General features: G+C 55.9%; 25 protein-coding genes. 1 reads left to right on the forward strand and 24 read right to left on the reverse strand.

All coding sequences use genetic code 11. The annotated features are described in order from the left end of the window. Window positions 1-17 precede the first annotated feature (17 nt). From LRS40_RS19380 to LRS40_RS19470, 19 genes are all read right to left on the reverse strand, one after another. Window positions 18-617, reverse strand: a complete 600-nt coding sequence (locus LRS40_RS19380) for a tail assembly protein (RefSeq protein WP_231312410.1) — start codon at window positions 615-617, stop codon at window positions 18-20. Further along, window positions 605-1,336 (reverse strand): C40 family peptidase, encoded by a 732-nt coding sequence (locus LRS40_RS19385; protein WP_231312411.1) that lies wholly within the window; start codon window positions 1,334-1,336, stop codon window positions 605-607. The genes LRS40_RS19380 and LRS40_RS19385 overlap by 13 nt, the downstream gene beginning before the upstream one ends. A 12-nt stretch (window positions 1,337-1,348) precedes the next feature. Further along, entirely contained in the window at window positions 1,349-2,119 is a 771-nt protein-coding gene (locus LRS40_RS19390) for a phage minor tail protein L (protein WP_231312412.1), read from the reverse strand. Then, window positions 2,119-2,469: a phage tail protein gene (locus LRS40_RS19395; protein WP_231312413.1), complete on the reverse strand. Its 351-nt coding sequence runs from the start codon at window positions 2,467-2,469 to the stop codon at window positions 2,119-2,121. Before LRS40_RS19395 ends, LRS40_RS19390 begins: the two co-directional genes overlap by 1 nt. Window positions 2,470-2,502: 33 nt before the next feature. Beyond that, a complete protein-coding gene (locus tag LRS40_RS19400; RefSeq protein ID WP_231312414.1) occupies window positions 2,503-5,862 on the reverse strand; it encodes a phage tail tape measure protein in 3,360 nt (1,119 codons plus the stop codon). Beyond that, entirely contained in the window at window positions 5,862-6,176 is a 315-nt protein-coding gene (locus tag LRS40_RS19405) for a DUF1799 domain-containing protein (RefSeq protein ID WP_032611784.1), read from the reverse strand. Before LRS40_RS19405 ends, LRS40_RS19400 begins: the two co-directional genes overlap by 1 nt. Then, window positions 6,173-6,484: a phage tail assembly chaperone gene (locus LRS40_RS19410; protein ID WP_231312415.1), complete on the reverse strand. Its 312-nt coding sequence runs from the start codon at window positions 6,482-6,484 to the stop codon at window positions 6,173-6,175. The genes LRS40_RS19405 and LRS40_RS19410 overlap by 4 nt, the downstream gene beginning before the upstream one ends. A 51-nt stretch (window positions 6,485-6,535) precedes the next feature. Then, window positions 6,536-7,213, reverse strand: a complete 678-nt coding sequence (locus LRS40_RS19415) for a phage tail protein (protein WP_231312416.1) — start codon at window positions 7,211-7,213, stop codon at window positions 6,536-6,538. 49 nt (window positions 7,214-7,262) lie between these two features. Continuing rightward, window positions 7,263-7,673 carry a phage tail terminator-like protein gene (locus tag LRS40_RS19420; RefSeq protein ID WP_231312417.1) on the reverse strand — a complete coding sequence of 137 codons (411 nt, stop codon included), beginning with the start codon at window positions 7,671-7,673 and terminating at the stop codon, window positions 7,263-7,265. Further along, window positions 7,645-8,253: a hypothetical protein gene (locus LRS40_RS19425; protein ID WP_231312418.1), complete on the reverse strand. Its 609-nt coding sequence runs from the start codon at window positions 8,251-8,253 to the stop codon at window positions 7,645-7,647. The genes LRS40_RS19420 and LRS40_RS19425 overlap by 29 nt, the downstream gene beginning before the upstream one ends. Before the next feature lies 1 nt (window position 8,254). Continuing rightward, on the reverse strand, window positions 8,255-8,605 hold the full coding sequence (locus LRS40_RS19430; RefSeq protein WP_231312419.1) for a hypothetical protein: 351 nt from the start codon (window positions 8,603-8,605) through the stop codon (window positions 8,255-8,257). Between the two features lies 1 nt (window position 8,606). Then, complete coding sequence (locus LRS40_RS19435) at window positions 8,607-9,089, reverse strand: DnaT-like ssDNA-binding protein (RefSeq protein ID WP_103179518.1); 483 nt, start codon at window positions 9,087-9,089, stop codon at window positions 8,607-8,609. Window positions 9,090-9,126: 37 nt separating this feature from the next. After that, window positions 9,127-9,483 carry an Ig-like domain-containing protein gene (locus LRS40_RS19440; RefSeq protein WP_158251047.1) on the reverse strand — a complete coding sequence of 119 codons (357 nt, stop codon included), beginning with the start codon at window positions 9,481-9,483 and terminating at the stop codon, window positions 9,127-9,129. Further along, the gene (locus tag LRS40_RS19445; RefSeq protein WP_103179517.1) at window positions 9,408-10,361 is read right to left on the reverse strand and encodes a major capsid protein; all 954 of its coding nucleotides are present in this window, start codon (window positions 10,359-10,361) and stop codon (window positions 9,408-9,410) included. Before LRS40_RS19445 ends, LRS40_RS19440 begins: the two co-directional genes overlap by 76 nt. Window positions 10,362-10,373: 12 nt before the next feature. Beyond that, entirely contained in the window at window positions 10,374-11,144 is a 771-nt protein-coding gene (locus LRS40_RS19450; protein ID WP_103179516.1) for a hypothetical protein, read from the reverse strand. Between the two features lie 80 nt (window positions 11,145-11,224). Further along, window positions 11,225-12,310, reverse strand: coding sequence for a phage head morphogenesis protein (locus LRS40_RS19455; protein ID WP_231312420.1), 1,086 nt, complete (start codon window positions 12,308-12,310; stop codon window positions 11,225-11,227). Then, window positions 12,294-13,700 (reverse strand): DUF4055 domain-containing protein, encoded by a 1,407-nt coding sequence (locus LRS40_RS19460; protein WP_231312421.1) that lies wholly within the window; start codon window positions 13,698-13,700, stop codon window positions 12,294-12,296. Before LRS40_RS19460 ends, LRS40_RS19455 begins: the two co-directional genes overlap by 17 nt. A 1-nt stretch (window position 13,701) precedes the next feature. After that, window positions 13,702-15,009 (reverse strand): terminase large subunit domain-containing protein, encoded by a 1,308-nt coding sequence (locus LRS40_RS19465; protein WP_231312422.1) that lies wholly within the window; start codon window positions 15,007-15,009, stop codon window positions 13,702-13,704. After that, the gene (locus LRS40_RS19470) at window positions 14,987-15,976 is read right to left on the reverse strand and encodes a terminase small subunit (protein WP_231312423.1); all 990 of its coding nucleotides are present in this window, start codon (window positions 15,974-15,976) and stop codon (window positions 14,987-14,989) included. The genes LRS40_RS19465 and LRS40_RS19470 overlap by 23 nt, the downstream gene beginning before the upstream one ends. Before the next feature lie 833 nt (window positions 15,977-16,809). Between LRS40_RS19470 and LRS40_RS19475 the strand changes: the two genes are divergently transcribed. Continuing rightward, window positions 16,810-17,010 (forward strand): glycogen synthesis protein GlgS, encoded by a 201-nt coding sequence (locus LRS40_RS19475; protein ID WP_231312424.1) that lies wholly within the window; start codon window positions 16,810-16,812, stop codon window positions 17,008-17,010. A 155-nt stretch (window positions 17,011-17,165) separates the two neighbouring features. Here the strand turns inward: LRS40_RS19475 and LRS40_RS19480 are convergent, their stop codons facing one another. The 5 genes from LRS40_RS19480 to LRS40_RS19500 all read right to left on the reverse strand — a co-directional run bounded on the left by LRS40_RS19480 (window position 17,166) and on the right by LRS40_RS19500 (window position 19,456). Further along, complete coding sequence (locus tag LRS40_RS19480; RefSeq protein ID WP_370649966.1) at window positions 17,166-17,486, reverse strand: hypothetical protein; 321 nt, start codon at window positions 17,484-17,486, stop codon at window positions 17,166-17,168. A gap of 34 nt (window positions 17,487-17,520) precedes the next feature. Next, window positions 17,521-18,018 (reverse strand): lysozyme, encoded by a 498-nt coding sequence (locus LRS40_RS19485; RefSeq protein WP_231313922.1) that lies wholly within the window; start codon window positions 18,016-18,018, stop codon window positions 17,521-17,523. A 6-nt stretch (window positions 18,019-18,024) separates the two neighbouring features. Beyond that, window positions 18,025-18,255 (reverse strand): class II holin family protein, encoded by a 231-nt coding sequence (locus LRS40_RS19490; protein ID WP_168192050.1) that lies wholly within the window; start codon window positions 18,253-18,255, stop codon window positions 18,025-18,027. 530 nt (window positions 18,256-18,785) lie between these two features. After that, window positions 18,786-19,109: a four-helix bundle copper-binding protein gene (locus LRS40_RS19495; protein WP_103179202.1), complete on the reverse strand. Its 324-nt coding sequence runs from the start codon at window positions 19,107-19,109 to the stop codon at window positions 18,786-18,788. Window positions 19,110-19,270: 161 nt separating this feature from the next. After that, window positions 19,271-19,456, reverse strand: a complete 186-nt coding sequence (locus LRS40_RS19500; protein ID WP_103179507.1) for a hypothetical protein — start codon at window positions 19,454-19,456, stop codon at window positions 19,271-19,273. Window positions 19,457-19,509: the final 53 nt, after the last annotated feature.

Genomic DNA, 19,509 nt, shown 5'->3' on the forward strand with positions numbered 1-19,509 from the left:
GCCTATGTTGCTGAAAATTAAATATCTTCTGCCACGATCCCCGCGCTGATAATCGCACCTCCGATTTCACGCTCGCCATACAGCAGAGCAACCGGATTGCCCATCGCCAGGGTATTCACTGCGCCGCCAAAGGCATAGCTCGGTTTGTTGTCCGGGTCATCGCGCCCCTGCAGGCCTTTGGGCTGCGGCGATAGCATCTGGTAAATTCCGCCGGCCATCATTGAACCACCGGACATTATCAGTCCTGCAGCAAACGTCGCGCCGATACCGGTCCATCCAGTGAGAATGCCCGTTGCAATGCCGGCAACCACCATGACCGCCCCGAGAATGGTCTGGAACATGCCGGCCTTTTTCGCCCCTTCCATAATCGGCGCAATACGGATGTCACTATCGCCGCCCAACTCCTTGTAGTCCTGAACCCCTATATTCCGCTTACCGCGGAACACCGCAAACGTCATGCCGTTCTTTTTGGCGTTCATCAGGTAGCTTTCCAGCCCGTCCAGGTTGATGCAGAGTGCCTTCACAGCTTCTGCCGATGTCTGCACGGCCAGTTTATGGACACGCCCGAACCGGGCTCCCAGCGCTCCATACAGGCGGATAGCGGTTAAACGCGCCATGGCTGTATCTCCTGCGGAAGGTCTTTGTGGCGAACGCAGATCATGGTCCGGTCTTTGAAGTAACCGCGGGCATACGGCGTGATGCAGGATGGCTGTCCATACAGGTGGTGAAGCAGCTCACCTTCCTCGGTGATGATCCCCGCGTGGTTCCACTTGGCAGACTCCACCTGCATGATGACCATGCAGCCGGGCGCCGGTTCGCATTCGACAAACCTTTCCCGCTCCCAGTTTTCGAAATAGAGGTTGTCCGGGTACTGACTTTCCCACCACGGGTAATCAACGCGGAAATCGTTAAGCATCACGCCCTGAGTGACGTGCCAGTCCATGACCAGCCCCCAGCAGTCGTGCGAACCCAGAATGAACGGGCGGCCAATCAGCGGTATGGCGTCCGGCGTTACTTCTGCGTATTCATCGCAGTCCGGAGCGTAGATGCCCCAGACCACGCCGGAGTTATTACACTGCTGGCGATCGAGGTCAGACGGGATAGGCCGTGCGCCGTCGCCCGGGTGGGAGTGAATGACCCGGATAATGGTTCCGACATCCTCAGCGTTCGCCCAGTGTTCGCCATCAATACGGAAATGATCTGTCGGGTTTTCGTGGCTGTTCGGAACCGGGATGTAACGTTGACGCCGCCCCGCTTGGATAACGAAGCCGCAGCACTCGCGCGGGGATTCCTCCAGCGCATGCGCGCGGATCGCCGCCATAATGGTTTTGTTCATAGGTATGTCCGGTTATCGGGAGAAGAGAACGGTTGCCGGGAAGCCGCCAAAGTCGAGGTTTGCTGCGTTAGGCTGTGCCAGTCCGGCCCCAAACCGTTTGCGGCAGTCACTGAGGCAGCCGCCGCACACATCCAGCGCCGGGTCAGCGACCGGATTACCCTTCGCATCAAAATACGCCATACCGTTATAGGTACAGCCATCACCGCTGCGGTACTGCCCGCGCAGGGCCCATTCGCACAGAGAGGTGATTTGCCGTGTGGGAATGACCAGATTTTGCAGGTCGGCTGGACTACTGAGAGACCACGAAACGACTTCGTCGTCTTCCGCGGTTTTGGTATCCAGCCAGAACGTCTGCAGCGTGAACATCGTCGGATCAGCGGTCGGGTTTACACCGCCCGGAAAGTTCACCGCGTCCAGATAGACGGCGTAGGTGTCGATGATGCTCACCTTCGCATTCACCATATCTTTGAACTGAAGGCACAGCGCCGTGATGTGTCCGTCCAGGTTCGACACGCTGAGATCAGGCTCTGCCGCCTGGTCTGTTGAAAGCTCAAGGCCTGACATCTGGAAGGGCCAGAACTCATAGACCTCTCCGTCCCAGATAATGGGCTTTGGCCCGAGCTTATCTTCGTCTCCGTTCGTCGCGTCAATTTCTTCAGGTGTATGCGGTAACGGACTGTAATGGAAGCGGTGGATCCCGCCACTGAATTCTGACGCATCCACCTTGATTAATCGCACCCTGCCACCGGGTGCCAGTTTTGCTGCCTGATCGACCAGAGCCATTATGCGAAAACTCCATATGCACGCCTGATAGTGAACGTCAGCTCCGCAACGTTGCTGCTGATGAGATTCTTACGCACTGAGTTAGCCACGACGCGATAAAGGCCCTTCTCCTCTCCCGGCGGGGTGATAATGAATGCCTTGACCGTGTGGGCCAGCAGGAAGGCGCGGATCTCGTTAACCTCAGTATCCTTGCCGACATATTTCATCGGGACCTGTATGGCTGTGGAGTTAATGCCGTTATCAGCGACCTGCTCATAACCGTCGCCAAACTGGGAGGAGCGGATCGCCTGATCGTACTCAATAGCCCCGCTGCCCAGTTGTACAGGCCATTTATAGGTTTCGACTGCCATGTTTACTCCATAAAAAAAGCCCACCTGAGTGGGCTACCGGCCTTTAACAAAGTTGTAGATCATTCCGCCGTTCTTCAGGTGCTTCTGCACTATCTGGGTGGCTGCATTCTGCATCTCCACCGCCAGCGCCCGGCCCATGGCATCGCCAGAGCCTTCTGATTGCGCTGAAGCATTGCCGTTGGCATCGACGTGTACGGTTGTTTGGATCACTGGTGCCGTATTACCCGCGCCTGCGTCATTGCCCAGGCCGAACATGGGTGCCCGACCGACCAAACCACCGCTGGCATAGCCCCGGGCGTTGTGCATCATGGCATAAAGGTTGCCCACGCCAATTGCAGCTGTGGCCTCTTTGGTGAAAACAAATTCATCCTTATGTACGATGCCTGCAGGCTCATATTTGCCTCCTGGTCCGGTATAGCCACCAGAATCATAAAGGCTTACGCCTGAATTAGCCGCACTGGTGTAGGCACCTGATGGCGTGCTCCAACCGCTACTGCTGACGCTGCCAGTAACCCACCCCAGCGCGGATTGTACGGCATAGGCCACCAGCAACCGGTTGATGACATCAGCGATCATCTTCATCATCGATGCAGCAAAGTTTTTGAAGCTGGCTGTGCCAGTGGTCACGAGGTTCGTCATCATATCGGAGATACCGCCCAGGGCTGACTGCGCCACGCTTTGCATGGAGGCATAGACGTTCGTAGCTGAGTCCAGGTATTCGGACCACCCTTTCTTAAAGCCAGCCCGCCAGTCACCGCGAAGCTTATCCTCCGCTTCGTAGTAGTCGTTAGCAGCTTTAAGCTCCTTCTGGTAGCCCTCATCCTTAAGGCTGCCGCCAGCATTAATCCAGCCACTGCGCAGCTGAGAGAGCGCCGTCTGGCGGCCTGCCAGCCTGTCGCTCATCGTTGCGCCTGATTCAAGCCCGGCCCGCTTCTCTGCCATCTGCGTGACATATTTGCTGGCCGTGTCCATGCGCTTGTTCAGCTGCTCCTGGGCGGTGATCTGGTCACCCAGCAGCGCCTTCTGGCGCGCCAGCGCCAATACCTGGTCTTTGCTGGCCAGCAGGGATTGTTCCTGCTTGGAGAGCTTGCGCTTACCGGCGGCTTCCTCCAGTACGGCAAACTGCGCCTCGGTTTTCCATAAATCCTTACGCTGCTGACTGATAACGTCATTAATGCCTTGGTGCTCTTTCAGAACCCTGAGCTGCGCCTGAAGGGCCAGCAGATCAGCCTGCGCTTTGTCTTCTGCGCTGTCTCCAGCAGAAACCGCCGCCCCTCTGTTCTTTTTCTGTCGGTCTTTCAGTATTTGCTGCGCTCGGTCAGTAACCTTGCTTTGCTGGTTCGGGCCGCTGTCTACCGTTGTGCTCCTGTCACGGTTTACATAGCCCATTTCACCTTTACGTACTCGCGCATCGCGTGCAGTGTAGGATTTCTCCAGCTCAGCAATGTCTTTTTTGGTCTGGGCAATAAATGCTTTATTGTCTGTAGCCATATCCCCGAACAAGGACTTCATGCCGGGAATATTTTTGGTTTTCTCATACGCGGAGTTGGCAAACTCGGCAATGAGGACATCACCCTGCTTCAGTAAAATCTGGACCTGCTCAACTGTTCCTGCGACGACATCGATGATCAGATTAAGAGCACCGATAGTATGATCTCCCACCCACTTCCAGGCGTCGGCAGACCATTTTTTTATGCTATCCCACATCTGTTCCAGAGGCGTGCTTGCATCATCAATTTGCTGCATACGCTTTTGCATCGTATCGGCAAAAATCCGCATGCCCTCGCTGACAGCTTCTTGTTTTTTATCTGAGTCCTCCAGCCCGGCGATATAATTTAATTGCGAGACCGACAGAAAGTTATACTGGGAGTTCAGTTCAGCCAGCGCCTTGACCGGCGATTTCATTATTTCGGCAAACGAGGCTTCAATTTTTTCGGCCCCACTACCCATTACCTGTGTCCATTGCTGGGAGGTCTGCGCCACGAGTTGCAGCTGGGCGGTGGTGAACTTCCCTGACTGGGCCAGGCGGGCCAGGGTTTCAGCAACTGAGTTGGTGCTGGCGGTCGTGTTCTCACCTATTTGTTCAGCCATTTTCCATAGCTGGGCTGTAGACGTCGCAGACGCTCCGCCGGTTAACACGATCGCCTGATAAAGCTCGCGATTAGCCTGCTCGGCCTGCCATGCGGCTATAGCCATACCGCCAAGGATCGCAGTAAAACCACCCACAGCCAGCCTGGCTGGCGTCAGAAACCGCAACAGGCCGCTGGCGTGCTCGGCATTCTCTGCCAATGCGTTGGCATTTTCTGAAAGAGATTCTGAAGAATCATCAGACGCGTCTTTAATTCCCAGCAACTCTTCCTTGATGACTTGAAACAACCCACCAATACCACCGAATGAGTCACTGATTTGCCCGCCCTGCTGGATCAGCACCATCCATAACGGCATGCCACCTGCAATGGAAGTGGCAATATCAGTGAACTGTGCGGGAAGCATCCTCAGGGCCTGCTGATATTGCCCGGCGCTGAGTGTGCCTTTATTGAACACCCTTTCCTGCTCGCCAAGCTTTGCGATGAACGGGGCGGCCTGCTCCGACACACCGAGCTGAGCGGCTCTCATCTCCAGCAGCTCGATCCGCGTCTTGCCCATTGCGTTCGCCTGGTCCTGAAGCGAAGAGATGAACGAATCGCGAATGTTCTGGTTACGCCTGAGTTCCGCAGCCTCAGCCCGCTCTGTTGCCTCCAGCTCGGCGATCGCTTCTTTCAGCATGCGCGACTGCTGGGCTGCAATCTGCCGCTGGGCAGCCTCCTGCTGGACGGCGCGCTCCTGCTCCCGCAGTCGAGCAATAACCGGGGCAGCTTCCTCGGCGATCCCCATTTGCGCTGCCCGGTACTCGGCCATATCCGCCTTACTGGCGCGGAAAGTCGCTGCCTGGTCAGTAATGGATCTGAGGAAGTTTTCCTGCGCGGCGGTGGCGCGCTGCGTCTCCTGCGCCTGCTTTAACCGTTCCTGCCCTTCAGCAGTCTCGGCCTCCATGACCCTGCCGAGTTTCTCCCGGGTAGTTTCCAGGACGCTGTTGTAGCGGGAGTAATCCTCATCAGGCACCAGTCCGCTCTTACGGAACCTGCTCAGGCTTTCCTGCAGGTTGTCCAGCTCATCCAACGCCCTGTTCACCGGACTGATTTTATTCAGTAGGTTCTGCAGCTCCTGCTGCTGCTCTTTCAGGCTCTGGGTATTCTTTTTCTGATCGGATGCACCCGCGCGAAATACCGAGTTCAGATCATCGGCCTTATTTGCGGCGCCGCCAGCCGTCTGTTGGAAATCGTCCAGCGCCTTGTTGCCGCGCTCCAGCTCGGCGGTATTCACCCGGAGCGAAATCGTTGCAATATCAGACATTAAGCCCCCTGATGGACAATCTTCAGCGCCGCGCTTTCCATTACGCGGATATCCGTTAACGCGGTTGCCTCATCCTCCACACCATTAAGCTTCATCAGCCAGGGCAGCACGTTGTAATCCAGCCCGGTGATGCCGCCCATACCCGTGCGCCATTGGGTGCCCATCGACTGGAAAACAGCGAACGCGGGCCAGACATCCGGCCATACTTCAACGGTCTGCTCTTCTTCGGTGTAGTCGTCAGCACTCAGGCCAAACGCGGCCAGGTCTTCGGTGGAGGGTTCAGGCGTATAAAACGCCGAGGCAACCGCTATCAGTTTTTTTCGCGATTACCCGTCAGTTCGCTGTAATAGGTCCTGACGATCGCTTTCATCGCGCCCGGGTAGTTGTCCAGCAGCACTTCAAGATTTTCCTGGCTGAACGCGTCAGGCAGTGCCCAGCCCTCGGTGATCTCCACCAGAAAATCGACGGCGGTTTTACCTTCCATTGTTTCGAGTGCGGCCAGCTCCTTTAGCGGCTTGTGGCGGAAAGTAAACGTAAGCATGCCGTCATCATCACCGGCGCGCGGGATCGTGACGTTGGCTTTAAACGTGGGTTTGGGCTGAAGCTGGAATTTAGTGGCCATGTGTTCCTCGGCAGAAAGAAAGGCCCGCTGACGGGCCTGTTAAAGGGTGAATCAGACAGCCGCCTGTGGGGCAGCATCTTTGTAAAAGGTGATATCACGGGACTGGATGGCAAACGCCGGCTGTACCGTTTCGACGTTGTTTACGGCAGTGGTCGGCTGCGGATCGAAAGACGCCTTCCCGGACCAGTAACGCATCTCTTTTGCCTTTGGTACATACATGCGCAGCGGCAGCGTGTCACCTGAACGGTCAGCAGCTGACAGCACGGCATAGATGGGCAGCGTGGAGTCATGCGCCATGGTGAAGGTCTGCGACTTGGCCGCCTTGTAGGTCGCCAGGTTGCGCTGACGGTCATCGGCAAGGAACTGGATCTGCGTGTACTGCTGATCGCCGCCGGACTGTGCAACCTCGGTGATCTGCGGGATTTCAGTCCACTCGGATACTTTGCTGAGTGAACCAGCACCCGAGCCAGCCGGGAAGAAGTTGGTATCGGTGCTGTTAATCACCCCGATCGTCACGCTGGTGGTCGTCTGCGCGGTGACACGCGCCACCAGGCTGTCAATCAGTGCCCAGCCGCTGGAAACCAGTACCACGTCTCCCACAGCGAGGCCGTGGCCGTTTGCAACGGTAAAGACGGCGCCTGCGGCATTGCTCACGCCCGTCACCGCCACTGGCGTGGCAAGTTTCGAGCCGACAAATACCGTGGCGCCATTAGGTAATGCGAAGCCCATAGGGATTCTCCATGTTGAAATATAAAACCGGCAGAGCCGGTGGGGATGATCAGGCTGAGATATCAGCCCGATAGTTAATGCTGACGGGGATGGAGTAGGACACACCGTCCGGTATGCCGCGGTAGATGGCGGGCGGTGATGTCACCCAGGCGGTAAAGCCGTCGCCGGGGATCTCCTGGTTCTCCGGGAATAGCCCGGCGACGCGGCGGGCCAGCGCTCTGGCCTGTGATTTGCCGCCACCCGCTGGCGCGACGACGGTGACCTGATACACGCCGGGGTAGGCCCGGCAGCCCCCGGCCATATCAATGCTGTACGGCTGCGCGGGCATATCATGGGAGATCAGATACAGTCCGTCGCCAGGCGGGTCGAACTGAATGTTATCCCACGCTACCTGCACGCCCTCGCCGTCTGCCCACAGCCCCAGCATGGCCTCAAGCGCTGTTGTGATGTCCGGTATCATTTTTAACCTCGCTGACTGCCTCGCTGAAGTACCGCTGGAACTCGGCGGCGGTAATGCGCACCATGCCGCCGGGCGCCTGGCTGGAATGCCCCATCTCCAGACGGTATGCATACGGGACGTTGTTGCAGAAATAGACCGCCGTGGTACCGACTTTGAACTGCTCCAGCACCAGGTTACCTGCGGCGATCGTCTCGTGGCCAGCCTTATCGATGCGCCCTGTCTCGCCCGTTGCCAGCTGGTCAAACGACACCTGCCAGTTGCCGCGAAAACGCCCGCCCGTATAGCCCGGCGGTGCCTTCAGGTCCATGCTGTCGTTAACCTTACGACCCGGCCGCAGCCGCCCTGCTTTAGTCAGGTTGCCCGGATTCTGCCGCAGTTGGGTATTGTGCTCGGAGACCGCCGCGTTATAGGCCGCCGCCGTCTGGTTGACTGCCCACAGCTCTGGATTGCCGACAGGCGACATCTGCACCAACCGCGCCAGGATTTTGATGCCGACCACGCGCACCACTTCCTTCTGTCGCTCCTTTGCCTGGCTAACGAACGTATTAATGGACATCATAAACGCCTGGTTATCTGACATGCTATGCCCTCAGCTGGGCCCGGTAGCACAGCAGCAGTTTGCCAGGCTTAACCGGGTTGGGCTTTTCAATGCGGTACCATTTGCCGTCCACATCCACCATGTCACCGATGCGCAGCTCGGTATCAGCAGTAAACACAATGCGCGTGTCGCCGTTTATGATGACCGTGCCGTCAATTTCGCCGGGTTTATACTCAGTCCGCACGCCGATAGCAGTGAAGCTCTTATCCGGCTCGCGATGTTCAACGCCGCCGGTGACCGTCATGACGCCCTTGCGCTTTACCGGGTACGCCGCGCCGTTTTCAGTGAGCAGGCGCGTGCTGGTGGTTCTCATGCGGGTGTAGTTAACAGGCATGTTATGCACGCTCCGCAAAAGTATTTACTGCATAGCCACGACCACCCGCCAGATCGCCGAGCAGGGCCATCACCGCCGGGTAAGAAGGTCTGAACACCTCACCATCAGCGACGGCATAGGTCGTGGTTACGGCACCCTCCACGCGCTCGGACTTCACCGCAGCCTCACGCGCGCTGCCCAGCAGATCGCCATCCATCGCCTCGACCGCCAGCATGCACTGCGCGGTAACAACCTGACGCGGTACCTCACCGGCAGGCAGCTCGTACCCGTCAAGGATGATCCCGGCGCGCGGCCACGCCAGCGCCTGATTCGGTTTGATCCGCCAGCCAGACCAGTCCAGCCCTTCAAGGTAATCCATCGCTCTGATGAGCAACGGCGCGATCTTTTCCGGCAGCGTAATGTCGCGCAGTTCTGCAAAGGCTCTCAAATCCGCCTCGCCCGCGTAGCTGTTCATGGCTGGTGAAGTGGTATCGGTAATGATCATCATTGCACCCAAAGAAACGGGGCTTTCGCCCCGTCAGTTACTCTCCGGCAGCGGCAGTGAAAGTGATTTCTTCACTGGTTTGTGCCACACCTTCGACCGTACCCGTTACGGTGAACGTTCCGGCAGTATCAGAGGTGAGTTTCACCGTGGCGCCACCGGCAGAGCCGGTCTGCGATCCCGCAGTGCTCAGCGTGCCGCCAGTAGACGACCAGGCGACAGCCGCTCCGGACACGCCCGCGCCGTTACGCGTATATTTCAGGGAAAGGGTAACCGCATCGGTACTGTCAGCAGTTGCGGAAGTTTTATCCGCTGACAGTGTTACTCCCCCGGGGCGGTTCCCAGCTTGATCAGCACGCCTGCAGTGGACTTGTTGCTGGTGAAATGCTTCTTCCAGTTACCGGCCGTGCCGATGGCGGTCAGATCCGGGTTCTCACCTTTGGCCGTATCCCAGCTGTAGCCCAGCAGTTCAACATTCACCGTACCCTCCGCACGGTAGCCAACCGCGAGGTTTTCCTGATCATTGATGTCGTAGGAGCGGAAGCCCGGCGCCTGCGATTCGGTCACGGTCACCGCACCGGCCACCAGCCCCAGAATGGCGGCGGCATCCATGGTATCGGTCACCAGCACCGGCTTACCCAGGGTGCCCGGCTGGCCGCCGTACACCACCACGCCCGCTTCTTCGTAAATCTTGCTGGCGATCGCCTCGTCCACGATGTCGAAGTAGGTAGCGGAGTGCATGACGAACAGCACCACGCGGTTAAATTTGTCGCCGTATTTGCGCAGCCCGCGCGTAAGGGTTTTCTTTCCGTCGGTTTCGATATCGGCGGTAACAACCATATCGGCATTAGCTCCGATTGCAGCCGTTAGCGCCTTCAGGCCATATTTCACGTAGCCTTCCAGGGTGGCATCAGCCACATCAACGCCGATCACCTCGGAGAACTCATCCACCGTGCGGCCACGGCGTTTGAATGCCTCTTCAGTGGTTTCGTACGGACCGTATTTCCACGGCGCCTTAACAGATACCGCTTCGCCTGCACCGATTTTTTTGCCGTTCACTTTGCCGACGGAGTTCACGTCACGCGACTCGATGGAGCCACCTACCTTGTAGAAAGCGCGCTTGCGGAAGTCGCCTTCAATCAGCTCGTTATCCAGCAGGATCGCACCATTGGAAGAGGTGTTAAACACTTCCAGATTATCCTGGCGGCGCTCGAGGAAAGCGGTCTGTGCCAAATCGTCATAGATGACCAGATCGTTATTAACAGTTGTAGCCATTGAGTAAGTCTCTTATTTCGGGAGTTTGAGGAAGGCCTGCTGGCCATGCTTGCGGATATAGTCCGCCTTTTCGCTGGCGCTCATTTCTGAACGTTTCTGGCTGCCACCACCGCCTGGTTTGTGTCCACCCGCACCGGTACCTTCTGCACGCGGGAACAGGTGCGGTGCCGTCTCCTTGAGCGACTCCGCCCATTCAAGCGGGCTTAGTGGGGTTTTGCCGTCCTTACCGAACAGAACGTCGCCATTCGCATCAACTGCTACGGCCTCGCCTTCGTCGTTGAGCTGGAATGTGCCTCTGGCACGCAGGATCAGGTCATCGGATGCTTCCGCCAGTGCGCCAGCTTTTGACGCTGCCGCCCGGATGGCATCACCCAGTACACGATCCCGGAACTTGCCGGAGAAGGCTTCGGCCTTTTCCGCGCGTTCATTGGCCGCTTTGATCTGCTTATCGACATCAGCGCGCAGGCGCTCGGTGCGCTTATCCAGCACCTCGTCAATTTTCCCGGCGGCGATCAGCTTTGCCTCTTCGTCGTCGGAAAAACGCTGCAGGATGCCGCGCACGGCATCAGGGTCGATGCCTTCATAGCGGGACAGGTTGTCTTTCTGCTGCTTGATCGTACCCAGCAGCTCAGAGTTTTTGGTTTTCAGGCCGGTCACCTGAGCTGCGACCTGATCATCAATCAGCTTCTGAATTTCTGGGGTGATTTCGGTACCGCCACCCCCGCTGCCCTGGCCATCGTCTTCAGGTGCGTAGTATTTCAGGAGCATATTTCGGATTAACATGGTTTCCCCTTGGGATGTTATGGGCCTAGCCCAATAAAAAAGGCCGCCCGGAGGCAGCCATGTGTAAAAAGGTTTTGGGGTCAACTGAGCGCTTTCAGTCGGGCCAGGCTTATCCATTCGCCTTTGTCCGTGAACATCTCCCCGAACTTTACCTCGCCAGCGCGGTAAAGCGCGGCCCGCTCCGGCCCGAGGATCTCATCCTGTCGCTGCGGCGACTGCCGGGCCAGCCATTCAAGATAGGTGGTATCCGCCGGCACCTGCCCGTCCATGCTGGCGCGGATGCCTTCATCCAGCTCTTCGCTGTCGATCCCGAGCTCACGCCATGATTTGGTAATCAGCGTCTCCGTGGAACGGCAGCAAAAGTGAATTTTTCCCGGCCCCTGCAGGTAAGGCACCTTGTGACCAATCGGTTTGTTGTTCAGGGTGTAACGCAGGCGATCACGGATGATGCACGTCGGCGTGGTTTTATTGTCCAGCGTGGAGAGCCACTGCTTACCCTTCAGGATATCGCTGTTGGCCTCTGCAAAGTTAGTCCGTGCCGTGGCCGCCAGGTGATTCACAGCCGTTTTGGTAATGCTGGTGGCATTGGTCCGGCTGACCTGCAGCGCCCCGTCCTTATAGCCTTTGCTGGCGATCCCGCGCACCTGCCGGGCAATGGTCTCCGTGGTATCACCCATCAGGTAGCCGCGGCGCACTGCATTAACAACGCGTGCCATGCGGTCGGCTTCCAGATTATCGACCCACTCGCTCAGTAACCGCCCGTGAAAGGGCTGGGCCATGGCTGCCGCGTATAGCTGCTCAGGCGTGATACCCTGCAGCGGGTACCGCTCTTTCACCCGCTGCGGCAGCAGCGTATCAAAAAGGCTCAGCTGATAGCCCGCTTCGTGCCCGGCCAGTTGCAGAAGCTCATCCGCCAGGCTGGTCTGCATGCCCGCGATGGCCTGCTGGTTAAGCTCACGTACGCTGCCAAGCAAACTTTCGAGACGGGCCACGGTAAACTGACTGGTGGGCAGACTGTCCATCGCCACCAGCAGGCGCGAGGTGAGTTCGGCGTCACTGTCATTCAGCAGCTTCACCATGCGGTTTGCCAAGCCAGTGCTGTAGCGGCTGATCCAGACGGTGTGGGCTATGGCTTCGTCACGTAACCTTTCATTTACTGTTGCCATTGTTACCGCCGATCAGGGTGGGATTGGGGTTGTGCAGCTCGTCAATAATATCGTCGGGGCTGTCTGCCGGATTGATGAGGTCAAGCTTCTGCAGCGCACGAACCATATCAGTGTCGCGGATTGCACCGGACTGCCAGGCGTTCACAATAGCGGTAACCATGCCGGACTCGGCGACCTTAGCAATGAACTCCTGGTTGATCGCATAGGCCGCCTGCTGCTCGCCGACGCCCAGATATTTCGCGCACCAGCCGATGGCCAGTGAGTAGGCCTCTGATACGTTGGACACGCAGATACCCAGCACGGATGTGGATGATGTCTGCTCGCTGCTGGACTGGGTCGCAGTCTTCACCGCTGCGTTCTGCTCAATGAGCCGCGCACCCAGCTGCACCATGTAGTCGCGCTTGCTGTCCATCGCTTCTTTCGCCAGCATGTTGGGCTGAGCCTGGGCATAACCAAAACTGCCCTCACGGGGCAGAAGCAGTGGCGAGCGGGAGCCGATTTTGACCCCCTTCTTCTCCAGGTGATCGCGCCATCCTTCATCCAGCCCCGTCATGTACGGCTGAACCTGGCCGGAGAACCACACGCTGTCTTCGTAATCGGCGCTGTTCCGGAAGTGTCCATGGTTTATCTCCACCAGCGCAGCCAGCGGAGAGTCATCGATAGAAGGATCGTTGTTCTGCGCGCCGACGAAGGTGAACGGAATTTCGTCCCAGCTGTCTTTGCCTTTGGGCTTTGGCTGGTATTCGCTGGTAACAGCGAACGCGCCGGAACCGGCATCCCCGCTGCGACGCCACACACGACAGACGAAACGCCCCTCTTTGAGCGCCAGCTCGCGATACTGGACCTCATCCTTGAACGCATAACCATCTTCCTTCTCCACGCATTCCCGCAGCACCACCAGCACCAGTTGATCGCGTCCGTTGATACGCTTCGTGCGCCAGTTGATGATGTTCTCGGCCAGATAACGCAGGATGATGGCCTGGCCACTGCCCTCAGCGTAATCGACATAAAGCCCGTCACGGGCCACCTCCAGCACGTTCTCGGTCACCAGCTGCGACTGCTGGTAAATGCTGGTGCCAGCGCCGTCGGCGTTCTTCAGGAGATAGCTCAGTTTCTCCGGCGCGGAAAAGGTCGGATCCTTTCTGAAGGCCAGCCCGAGGAGGCCAATCTTGGTATTACCAGTAATCGCATAGAAGACCGCCCGCTGCAGGTAGTCTTCGTTGCGCTTGCGGTTGCGTAAGCTCTTGTCTGTGGGGTCGAGCAAAGGCAGATAGTTGTTGCCCGGATCTTTTACCGCCTCCGCCCCTTTGCAGAAGTCCCTGGTTTTCTTCCAGGCAGCACTGGCCGCCCGGTGTTCAGGACGAACCCAGGTGATGTCGTTATTAGCCATATCAGAAGGTGGTATCCATGGTGATTGAGTATGCTGGTTTAACGATGGGGTAATCCTTCACAATGAAATACCCGCCACCATCGTTGGGGTGATCGTTATCCGCCTTTTTGTCCGGCTCGCCGTTTTTATCCCATACCTGCTGCTCAAGACTTTCCGTATAGACCGGGCAGCGCTGGACGTTGACCAGGTAGCGGCGTTCGCCCAGCGCATTGCAGAACATGGCGTTCATCGAGTTGATACGATCCTTCACCGGCGGGTTGGAAGCGTTAACCATGACGCTGAACCCCGCCTCTTTAAGCTGAGCGATATCGGTCAGGCTGGCGCAGTTGGATTTGCGGCTGTCGCCGGAGGCGTCCGGGTATATGTAGATCTGGCGGCTGGCAACGTAGCGGCCGCCCTCATAGCGCCAGAACTCTTCCTGAATGCGTTTGATCATCGCCGGAGTGTCATAGACCTTCACCAGCTCCCGCACCGCTCGCGGCAACCCTTCACGTTTCACATGAACGATGGCGGCCATCTTACCGACGTTGAAGTCCATGCCGATAAACAGCGGCTCGCCCGGCTGCTCTTCGTCGGTGCAGTTATTCAGCGTACGATCGAACTGGTGGTAAATGGTACCACTGGTCAGGTTAGTAAAATGCCCGCGCAGGTAGGCCTTAATCAGCTCCGGCGGATAACTCGCCAGCAAGGACGGGATATAGTCATCCGGCAGGTTCGCTTCGTTATCGAACGTGGAGGCCTGCACCAGGCCATACAAGGTTGCCAGCTCAGGCTTATCGCGCACTGCCTTAACGAACTGCTGGTAAACGAACTTATACCCCTCCGGCGTGGTGGTGACGTCAATGCCGTTACGCAGGCCGGTGACATTGTAACGCATGCGGGCGATGATCTTCCGCCAGGCCTGTTGCGCTTTGAGCGCAGGCATTACGTCCAGCTCATCCACCAGCGCGTTGCCGATTTTAAACCCGACGATCGTGGCCGGTTTCTCCATCGAGCGGCAGATAGTGGTTCCCCGGTACTGCCGCCCGGCATAGAAATGGACCTCTTTGTTGCTCTCGTTAATCTGGACCTTTAGCCCCCAGTCGAACGCCACCTCTTCCACTGTCGGGTAGAAGATGTCGCGGATCTGCGGATAGGTCGGTGCGAAATAGCCCTGGTTGATTTTGGGAAACTCCCACATCCCCTTGCAGATGCCGCCGCAGCCAACCCACGTCTTACCGGAACCGAACCCGGCAACATAGGCCTTAAACTTATGCGGCATAGCGAGGAAGCGCGCCTGGGGAACATTAAGCGTCGGCGCTATCATCACGAACCCTCGCGTCTACCACGTTAATGTTGATTGCAACTGGTGCCGGGACATCATCATCTGGATCGGCTGCCAGCTCTTTACGCAGTTTCTCCACCTCCAGCTGTCGGCGCTCAATTTCAATTTGCTGTAGCCGCTGCGCAAACTCGCTATCAGCCAGCCCAAGGCGCTTCATCACAGCTTCATACATACGCTCACGGCTTATGGCCGTTATTTCAACGCCATTTTTGCCAAGTTTCACACCGGAGTAAGCCAGAGCTGCATCTGGGGGAAGTTTTCGGGTGTCAGCGAAATATGGCTGCCCTATTCCGTCGCCATTGCAGCGTGGGCAGTCAGGATTAGGCTCGCGATTGTGGTCATAGCCATAACCGCCAGGGTCTTCCGGGAGTTTTGCGCGCTCATTGCCTTCAACCTTTGCGATAGCCTCATCGAACTCCACAGCGTCGCGCCATTGGTAGTGATGACCGAAGCCCCAGCAATAACGACAGGCACCGCGGCGATACTGCGAAAGCTGGTTTGCATCGAAGGTAGCGAGTTGCCACATCTGCGCGAGGACTTCATCAGCACTGCCGAGAGTGCGCGCAATGGACGCTTTCTGCTGCTGCGCAATAGCCTGCGCAACTGAAGTTTTCTTAAGTAGCTGATGACCGATTTGCTCAGCTGTCTTTTTGCTGTACCCCGCCCGGATAGCAGCCTGCGTGGCATTACCATCCTTGAGGTATTCGGCAACGAAAAGTCTTTGCTGGGCCGTCAAGCCGTCATCATCCACCAGCTCTTCTGCGCACTTCTCTTTCTGCGCAGTGCGCACTTCCTTCTGCGCAGTTTTTTGCGCAGCTGGCTTTTTAATGTACCTGCGCGCAGATGTGTAATTCAGTCCCTGCGCTTCGCACCACTCTTTCGGCGATATACCCATTTTGGCATGCGCGGCGAGGAACTTGTCTTGCAGCGCTCCCCAGTCCGGTTTTGCCATTGGTCACTCCATTTATTCCCTACAGGGTGTAATTGTGATTTTACCGCTACGGCCATTACGATGGGCCCGCCAATGGTAATGGCAATAAAAAACCGCCTACAGGCGGTTACATAATTTGACTGTTATAAGGTCACTCATAAAATTGAGGTTTACTCTCGATCGGTCGTAAGCAAATGGTGCCCTTGTTTTATCCCCAGGAAGATAAATCGATGCTCTTATCCGCCACTGGAATTACTTTGCTAGCAAGAGATGAGCCAGCGAAATGGTGGTTTGTTTTTTTTAAAGTTGCAAAAATATTGCAATTTCTAATGAAAGTGTTATTGTCCCCGCGCTATGAAAGCTAGAAGCACATAAGTAGAAAAATAGTTTGACTCAAAGTTGCCCCGCACCGGGGCTTTTTTGTTCTTAACATCTCATCCCGCCTCACTATCGCACCCAGACAACTTTTATCCTTTCTCGTTTTAACCGAGCGTATATACGCTTGCATTGATGAGTGTAACCACTTATCTGTCAGTGATTTAAGCGGCTTCGCTTCTAGGACTGTTCCCATACCGATAATCCGACAGCGCAATTATGTTTATAGGGTAACGATATGCACTTGCATGCCCTTATAAGCAGCCCGGATTTCCTGCTCATAAGGGTTTTCTTTTATGGGCTTTGCAAAGAATTATATTTCAGGTACTGCTATCGCACATAAGCCTGCAGACCTGTCAGTTCCTTTGTGACGGTTTCAAGCCTGCTTATGCACCGGGATGAACGCGCGTACGATTTTTTGAGCCATACTTACAACAGTCGCATTTTTCTTTTTGTTTCATCAAACAGAGGAGGAATGTATGCAGTTAGTAAGTGAGAAAGGTGTCGTGTCTTCCCGGGATTTAGATTTTCTTGCCTCTAGTTTTGCCCGGATGCACTTGCAAGGCCGACATCTCTGCACGGATGCATTAACCGGCAACATGGATGAAGACTGCCGGCTGTGGTTCCTTCAGCGTTATGACTTTTACGTTGAACAGCTAAAAGATAAGGAACTGCAGTAGTAAGCACAGGCCGGGTGGTGACAGCTGCCCGGCACTCACTTTAAAGTAACGCTTTATACCAGGCCTGCCAGCGATACGTATTGAGCCGCAGCTGGCGCAAGCATTGCGCGGTTTCAACATCAGCCTGCAGATCTTCGTCACTGTTGGCACCAGCATCACTTCCCTTGCACGGGTCCTGCATCAAATCCGCTGATGGAATTGGCAGCGTCGATAGCCTGTTGCCGCAGCCGGACAGACTCATCATCAAAATCACAAACGGTACGATTCGGATCCTGTACATATTTCACCACGTCGCGGGTTATGGTTCGGTAGATGATCCGACCTTGGTCGCTGGCATTCGCGGCCTTCTGCTCAACAGGCTGAATCGCCTTCTCTGCTTTCGCGCGCTTATCGGCGGCCAGCATGTTGATGTGGTCGGCGTGGGCGTACCAGCCATTCCGGTACCGTAGCTCGCCATAGCCAATAGCAAGCAGCATGCCCACGAGAGCAATCAGCAGAACTGTTCGAAGGCTACAGGTCATATTTGCTCTCCGCCAGGCACATTGAGCGCTCCATCTCTCGCCGGTTCTGGAGGCCTTTCCACTTCATACCACCAGCGTAAACCCAGCGCCGCATCTCTTCGCACGCTCCGTCGTGATCGCCTTTGTTCAGTTTGCGCAGCAACGTGGACTTGGAGAAAGCGTCAGAGCCAACATTAAAAACAAAGCTGTAGAGCGCGGCGCGCTGATACTCCCCCAGCGGCACCTTAACCAGATTGTCTACCGTTCGCTTTGATGGCTGGAGGTCTTTCCATAGCAGCTGGTCACATTCGCGATCGGTATACTTCTTCCCTCTTACGATATCCCGGCCCGTATGGCCGTCGCAGACAGTCCATACCCCGGCGACGTCTTTATATGCTTCGTACTTCCGCCCTTCTACACCATCCTGCCCGCCGAGAAACAGGGAGGCAATCAGCATTGCACCACCACCAGCAGCGGCGATGAGTTTGTTACGCAGGCTACTGGTCATTGGCATTTAATCATCTCCGACTTTGACTGCTGGGCCATACTTCTCAAGCGCCTTAACCTGTGCATTGGCGACCTTACGTTTGAAATACCAGTTGATAAGCCCTGTAACGATGATCCCGGCAATACCAGCCAGTACGCCAATGGCGCTCCATTCGTCAGGACTCAGTTTTGTGAGGACGCCGTTCAGGATGGTTCCTCCTGAGGTGCCGAGGGCGACTCCGGTGACAAGTTTGCTCATACGGGACATTTCTCTCACCTCGCTGGGATGCGGGTGTTGTTTGGGTAGGGTTCAGGCTTTCCGGATGAATTAACGACAAGACGAGTGATGGGGGTTCCGGGAGCCTGAGATAAAAAAAGGCCCGCATTTTCAGCGGGCCTAACTGAGTTTAAATCTAAGTAGGTAGGCATGTTCCCCAGCCACCATCCGTATTGCAACTGTGTCGAGCAGCATTACTGACCGGTCAGGAGCTCCGGTTAATGGTTATGGCTTGGTTACGATTAAATAATAGCACTACTAACGAAGCGCATATAAAAAAAGCCTGCTTTTGCAAGCAGGCAATACTAAACCCAGGTATTGATACTAAGACAGGTGCCGGGTGCCTCCCGGTGACTCGTTACCAGTTATACGAGCCGCAAGCATATCTGCACTTAGCAGTTAACTGGATTGCCCCGCCGCACAGGGGGATTCACCTGACTCTTAACAATAGCAAAAGTTTGTCAGAATTCTAAAGTGTCGATGCTCAAACAGAAAACTGGAAGCAAGTTCCATTAAGCCATCGAGCGGCACGCTTCTGCGCAACGAAGGCAAGCTTCAGAGCATTTCTGACAATGTTCTGCTTCGTGCTTCCCACATTCTTCACCGCATTTCTGACAGACTTCTGCGCAGACACGGCATAGCGATTTGGCAAATTCACTATCAAAGGTCATAAATTGCGCTGCGAGCCGACAAATATTCGCGCACTGCATATCGAGTCTTATGCACTCACGCATCATATCCACTTGTTCTTCTTTCAGACATGAAGCAGCACAATAATCACAGGCAGCCGCGCATTTGTAGCAGGCCTCGATGCATTCAGCATGGTTAATTGGCATATTTCGCTCCTTTCAGTCGTAAGCAGAAAACTAAGTCTGGTTACAGGAGTGCGATGATGCCAGTTAATAGGAGCGTTATTCCAAATTCGCCTAAATTGTAATTACAGGGAACGCATTCGAATAACGACTACCTTCATCAAATTCCGAAACGACTAACGATCTCATGATGGTGTAAGAGGACCTTCCAGAACTTCTGCTTCACCATTATCACAAATGGGATCCCCCTGCGTCAGGTGCCAGATACCGGTTACGGTCTTACCCGTTTCAAGGTCTTCGGTTTCTCCGTGGGTGTAGTAGGCAACCTGGACCTTCCCTTGGTGCTGTATCCAGTAAAATCCTTCCTCCATTGTTACCAACGGTGCAAAACTGATCCACCCCAGCGGTTGAAAATTGATCCAGG

Origin of the sequence: Leclercia sp. G3L (assembly GCF_021117075.1) — a bacterium.
Lineage (GTDB): Bacteria > Pseudomonadota > Gammaproteobacteria > Enterobacterales > Enterobacteriaceae > Enterobacter > Enterobacter adecarboxylatus_C.

Bases quoted from the DNA above. Each gene is read 5' to 3' on its own strand.
- LRS40_RS19380 (WP_231312410.1), bottom strand. From the start codon at position 617: ATGGCGCGTTTAACCGCTATCCGCCTGTATGGAGCGCTGGGAGCCCGG.
- LRS40_RS19385 (WP_231312411.1), bottom strand. From the start codon at position 1,336: ATGAACAAAACCATTATGGCGGCGATCCGCGCGCATGCGCTGGAGGAA.
- LRS40_RS19390 (WP_231312412.1), bottom strand. From the start codon at position 2,119: ATGGCTCTGGTCGATCAGGCAGCAAAACTGGCACCCGGTGGCAGGGTG.
- LRS40_RS19395 (WP_231312413.1), bottom strand. From the start codon at position 2,469: ATGGCAGTCGAAACCTATAAATGGCCTGTACAACTGGGCAGCGGGGCT.
- LRS40_RS19400 (WP_231312414.1), bottom strand. From the start codon at position 5,862: ATGTCTGATATTGCAACGATTTCGCTCCGGGTGAATACCGCCGAGCTG.
- LRS40_RS19410 (WP_231312415.1), bottom strand. From the start codon at position 6,484: ATGGCCACTAAATTCCAGCTTCAGCCCAAACCCACGTTTAAAGCCAAC.
- LRS40_RS19415 (WP_231312416.1), bottom strand. From the start codon at position 7,213: ATGGGCTTCGCATTACCTAATGGCGCCACGGTATTTGTCGGCTCGAAA.
- LRS40_RS19420 (WP_231312417.1), bottom strand. From the start codon at position 7,673: ATGATACCGGACATCACAACAGCGCTTGAGGCCATGCTGGGGCTGTGG.
- LRS40_RS19425 (WP_231312418.1), bottom strand. From the start codon at position 8,253: ATGTCAGATAACCAGGCGTTTATGATGTCCATTAATACGTTCGTTAGC.
- LRS40_RS19430 (WP_231312419.1), bottom strand. From the start codon at position 8,605: ATGCCTGTTAACTACACCCGCATGAGAACCACCAGCACGCGCCTGCTC.
- LRS40_RS19435 (WP_103179518.1), bottom strand. From the start codon at position 9,089: ATGATCATTACCGATACCACTTCACCAGCCATGAACAGCTACGCGGGC.
- LRS40_RS19445 (WP_103179517.1), bottom strand. From the start codon at position 10,361: ATGGCTACAACTGTTAATAACGATCTGGTCATCTATGACGATTTGGCA.
- LRS40_RS19450 (WP_103179516.1), bottom strand. From the start codon at position 11,144: ATGTTAATCCGAAATATGCTCCTGAAATACTACGCACCTGAAGACGAT.
- LRS40_RS19455 (WP_231312420.1), bottom strand. From the start codon at position 12,310: ATGGCAACAGTAAATGAAAGGTTACGTGACGAAGCCATAGCCCACACC.
- LRS40_RS19460 (WP_231312421.1), bottom strand. From the start codon at position 13,700: ATGGCTAATAACGACATCACCTGGGTTCGTCCTGAACACCGGGCGGCC.
- LRS40_RS19470 (WP_231312423.1), bottom strand. From the start codon at position 15,976: ATGGCAAAACCGGACTGGGGAGCGCTGCAAGACAAGTTCCTCGCCGCG.
- LRS40_RS19475 (WP_231312424.1), top strand. From the start codon at position 16,810: ATGCAGTTAGTAAGTGAGAAAGGTGTCGTGTCTTCCCGGGATTTAGAT.
- LRS40_RS19480 (WP_370649966.1), bottom strand. From the start codon at position 17,486: ATGCTGCTTGCTATTGGCTATGGCGAGCTACGGTACCGGAATGGCTGG.
- LRS40_RS19485 (WP_231313922.1), bottom strand. From the start codon at position 18,018: ATGACCAGTAGCCTGCGTAACAAACTCATCGCCGCTGCTGGTGGTGGT.
- LRS40_RS19490 (WP_168192050.1), bottom strand. From the start codon at position 18,255: ATGAGCAAACTTGTCACCGGAGTCGCCCTCGGCACCTCAGGAGGAACC.
- LRS40_RS19495 (WP_103179202.1), bottom strand. From the start codon at position 19,109: ATGCCAATTAACCATGCTGAATGCATCGAGGCCTGCTACAAATGCGCG.
- LRS40_RS19500 (WP_103179507.1), bottom strand. From the start codon at position 19,456: ATGGAGGAAGGATTTTACTGGATACAGCACCAAGGGAAGGTCCAGGTT.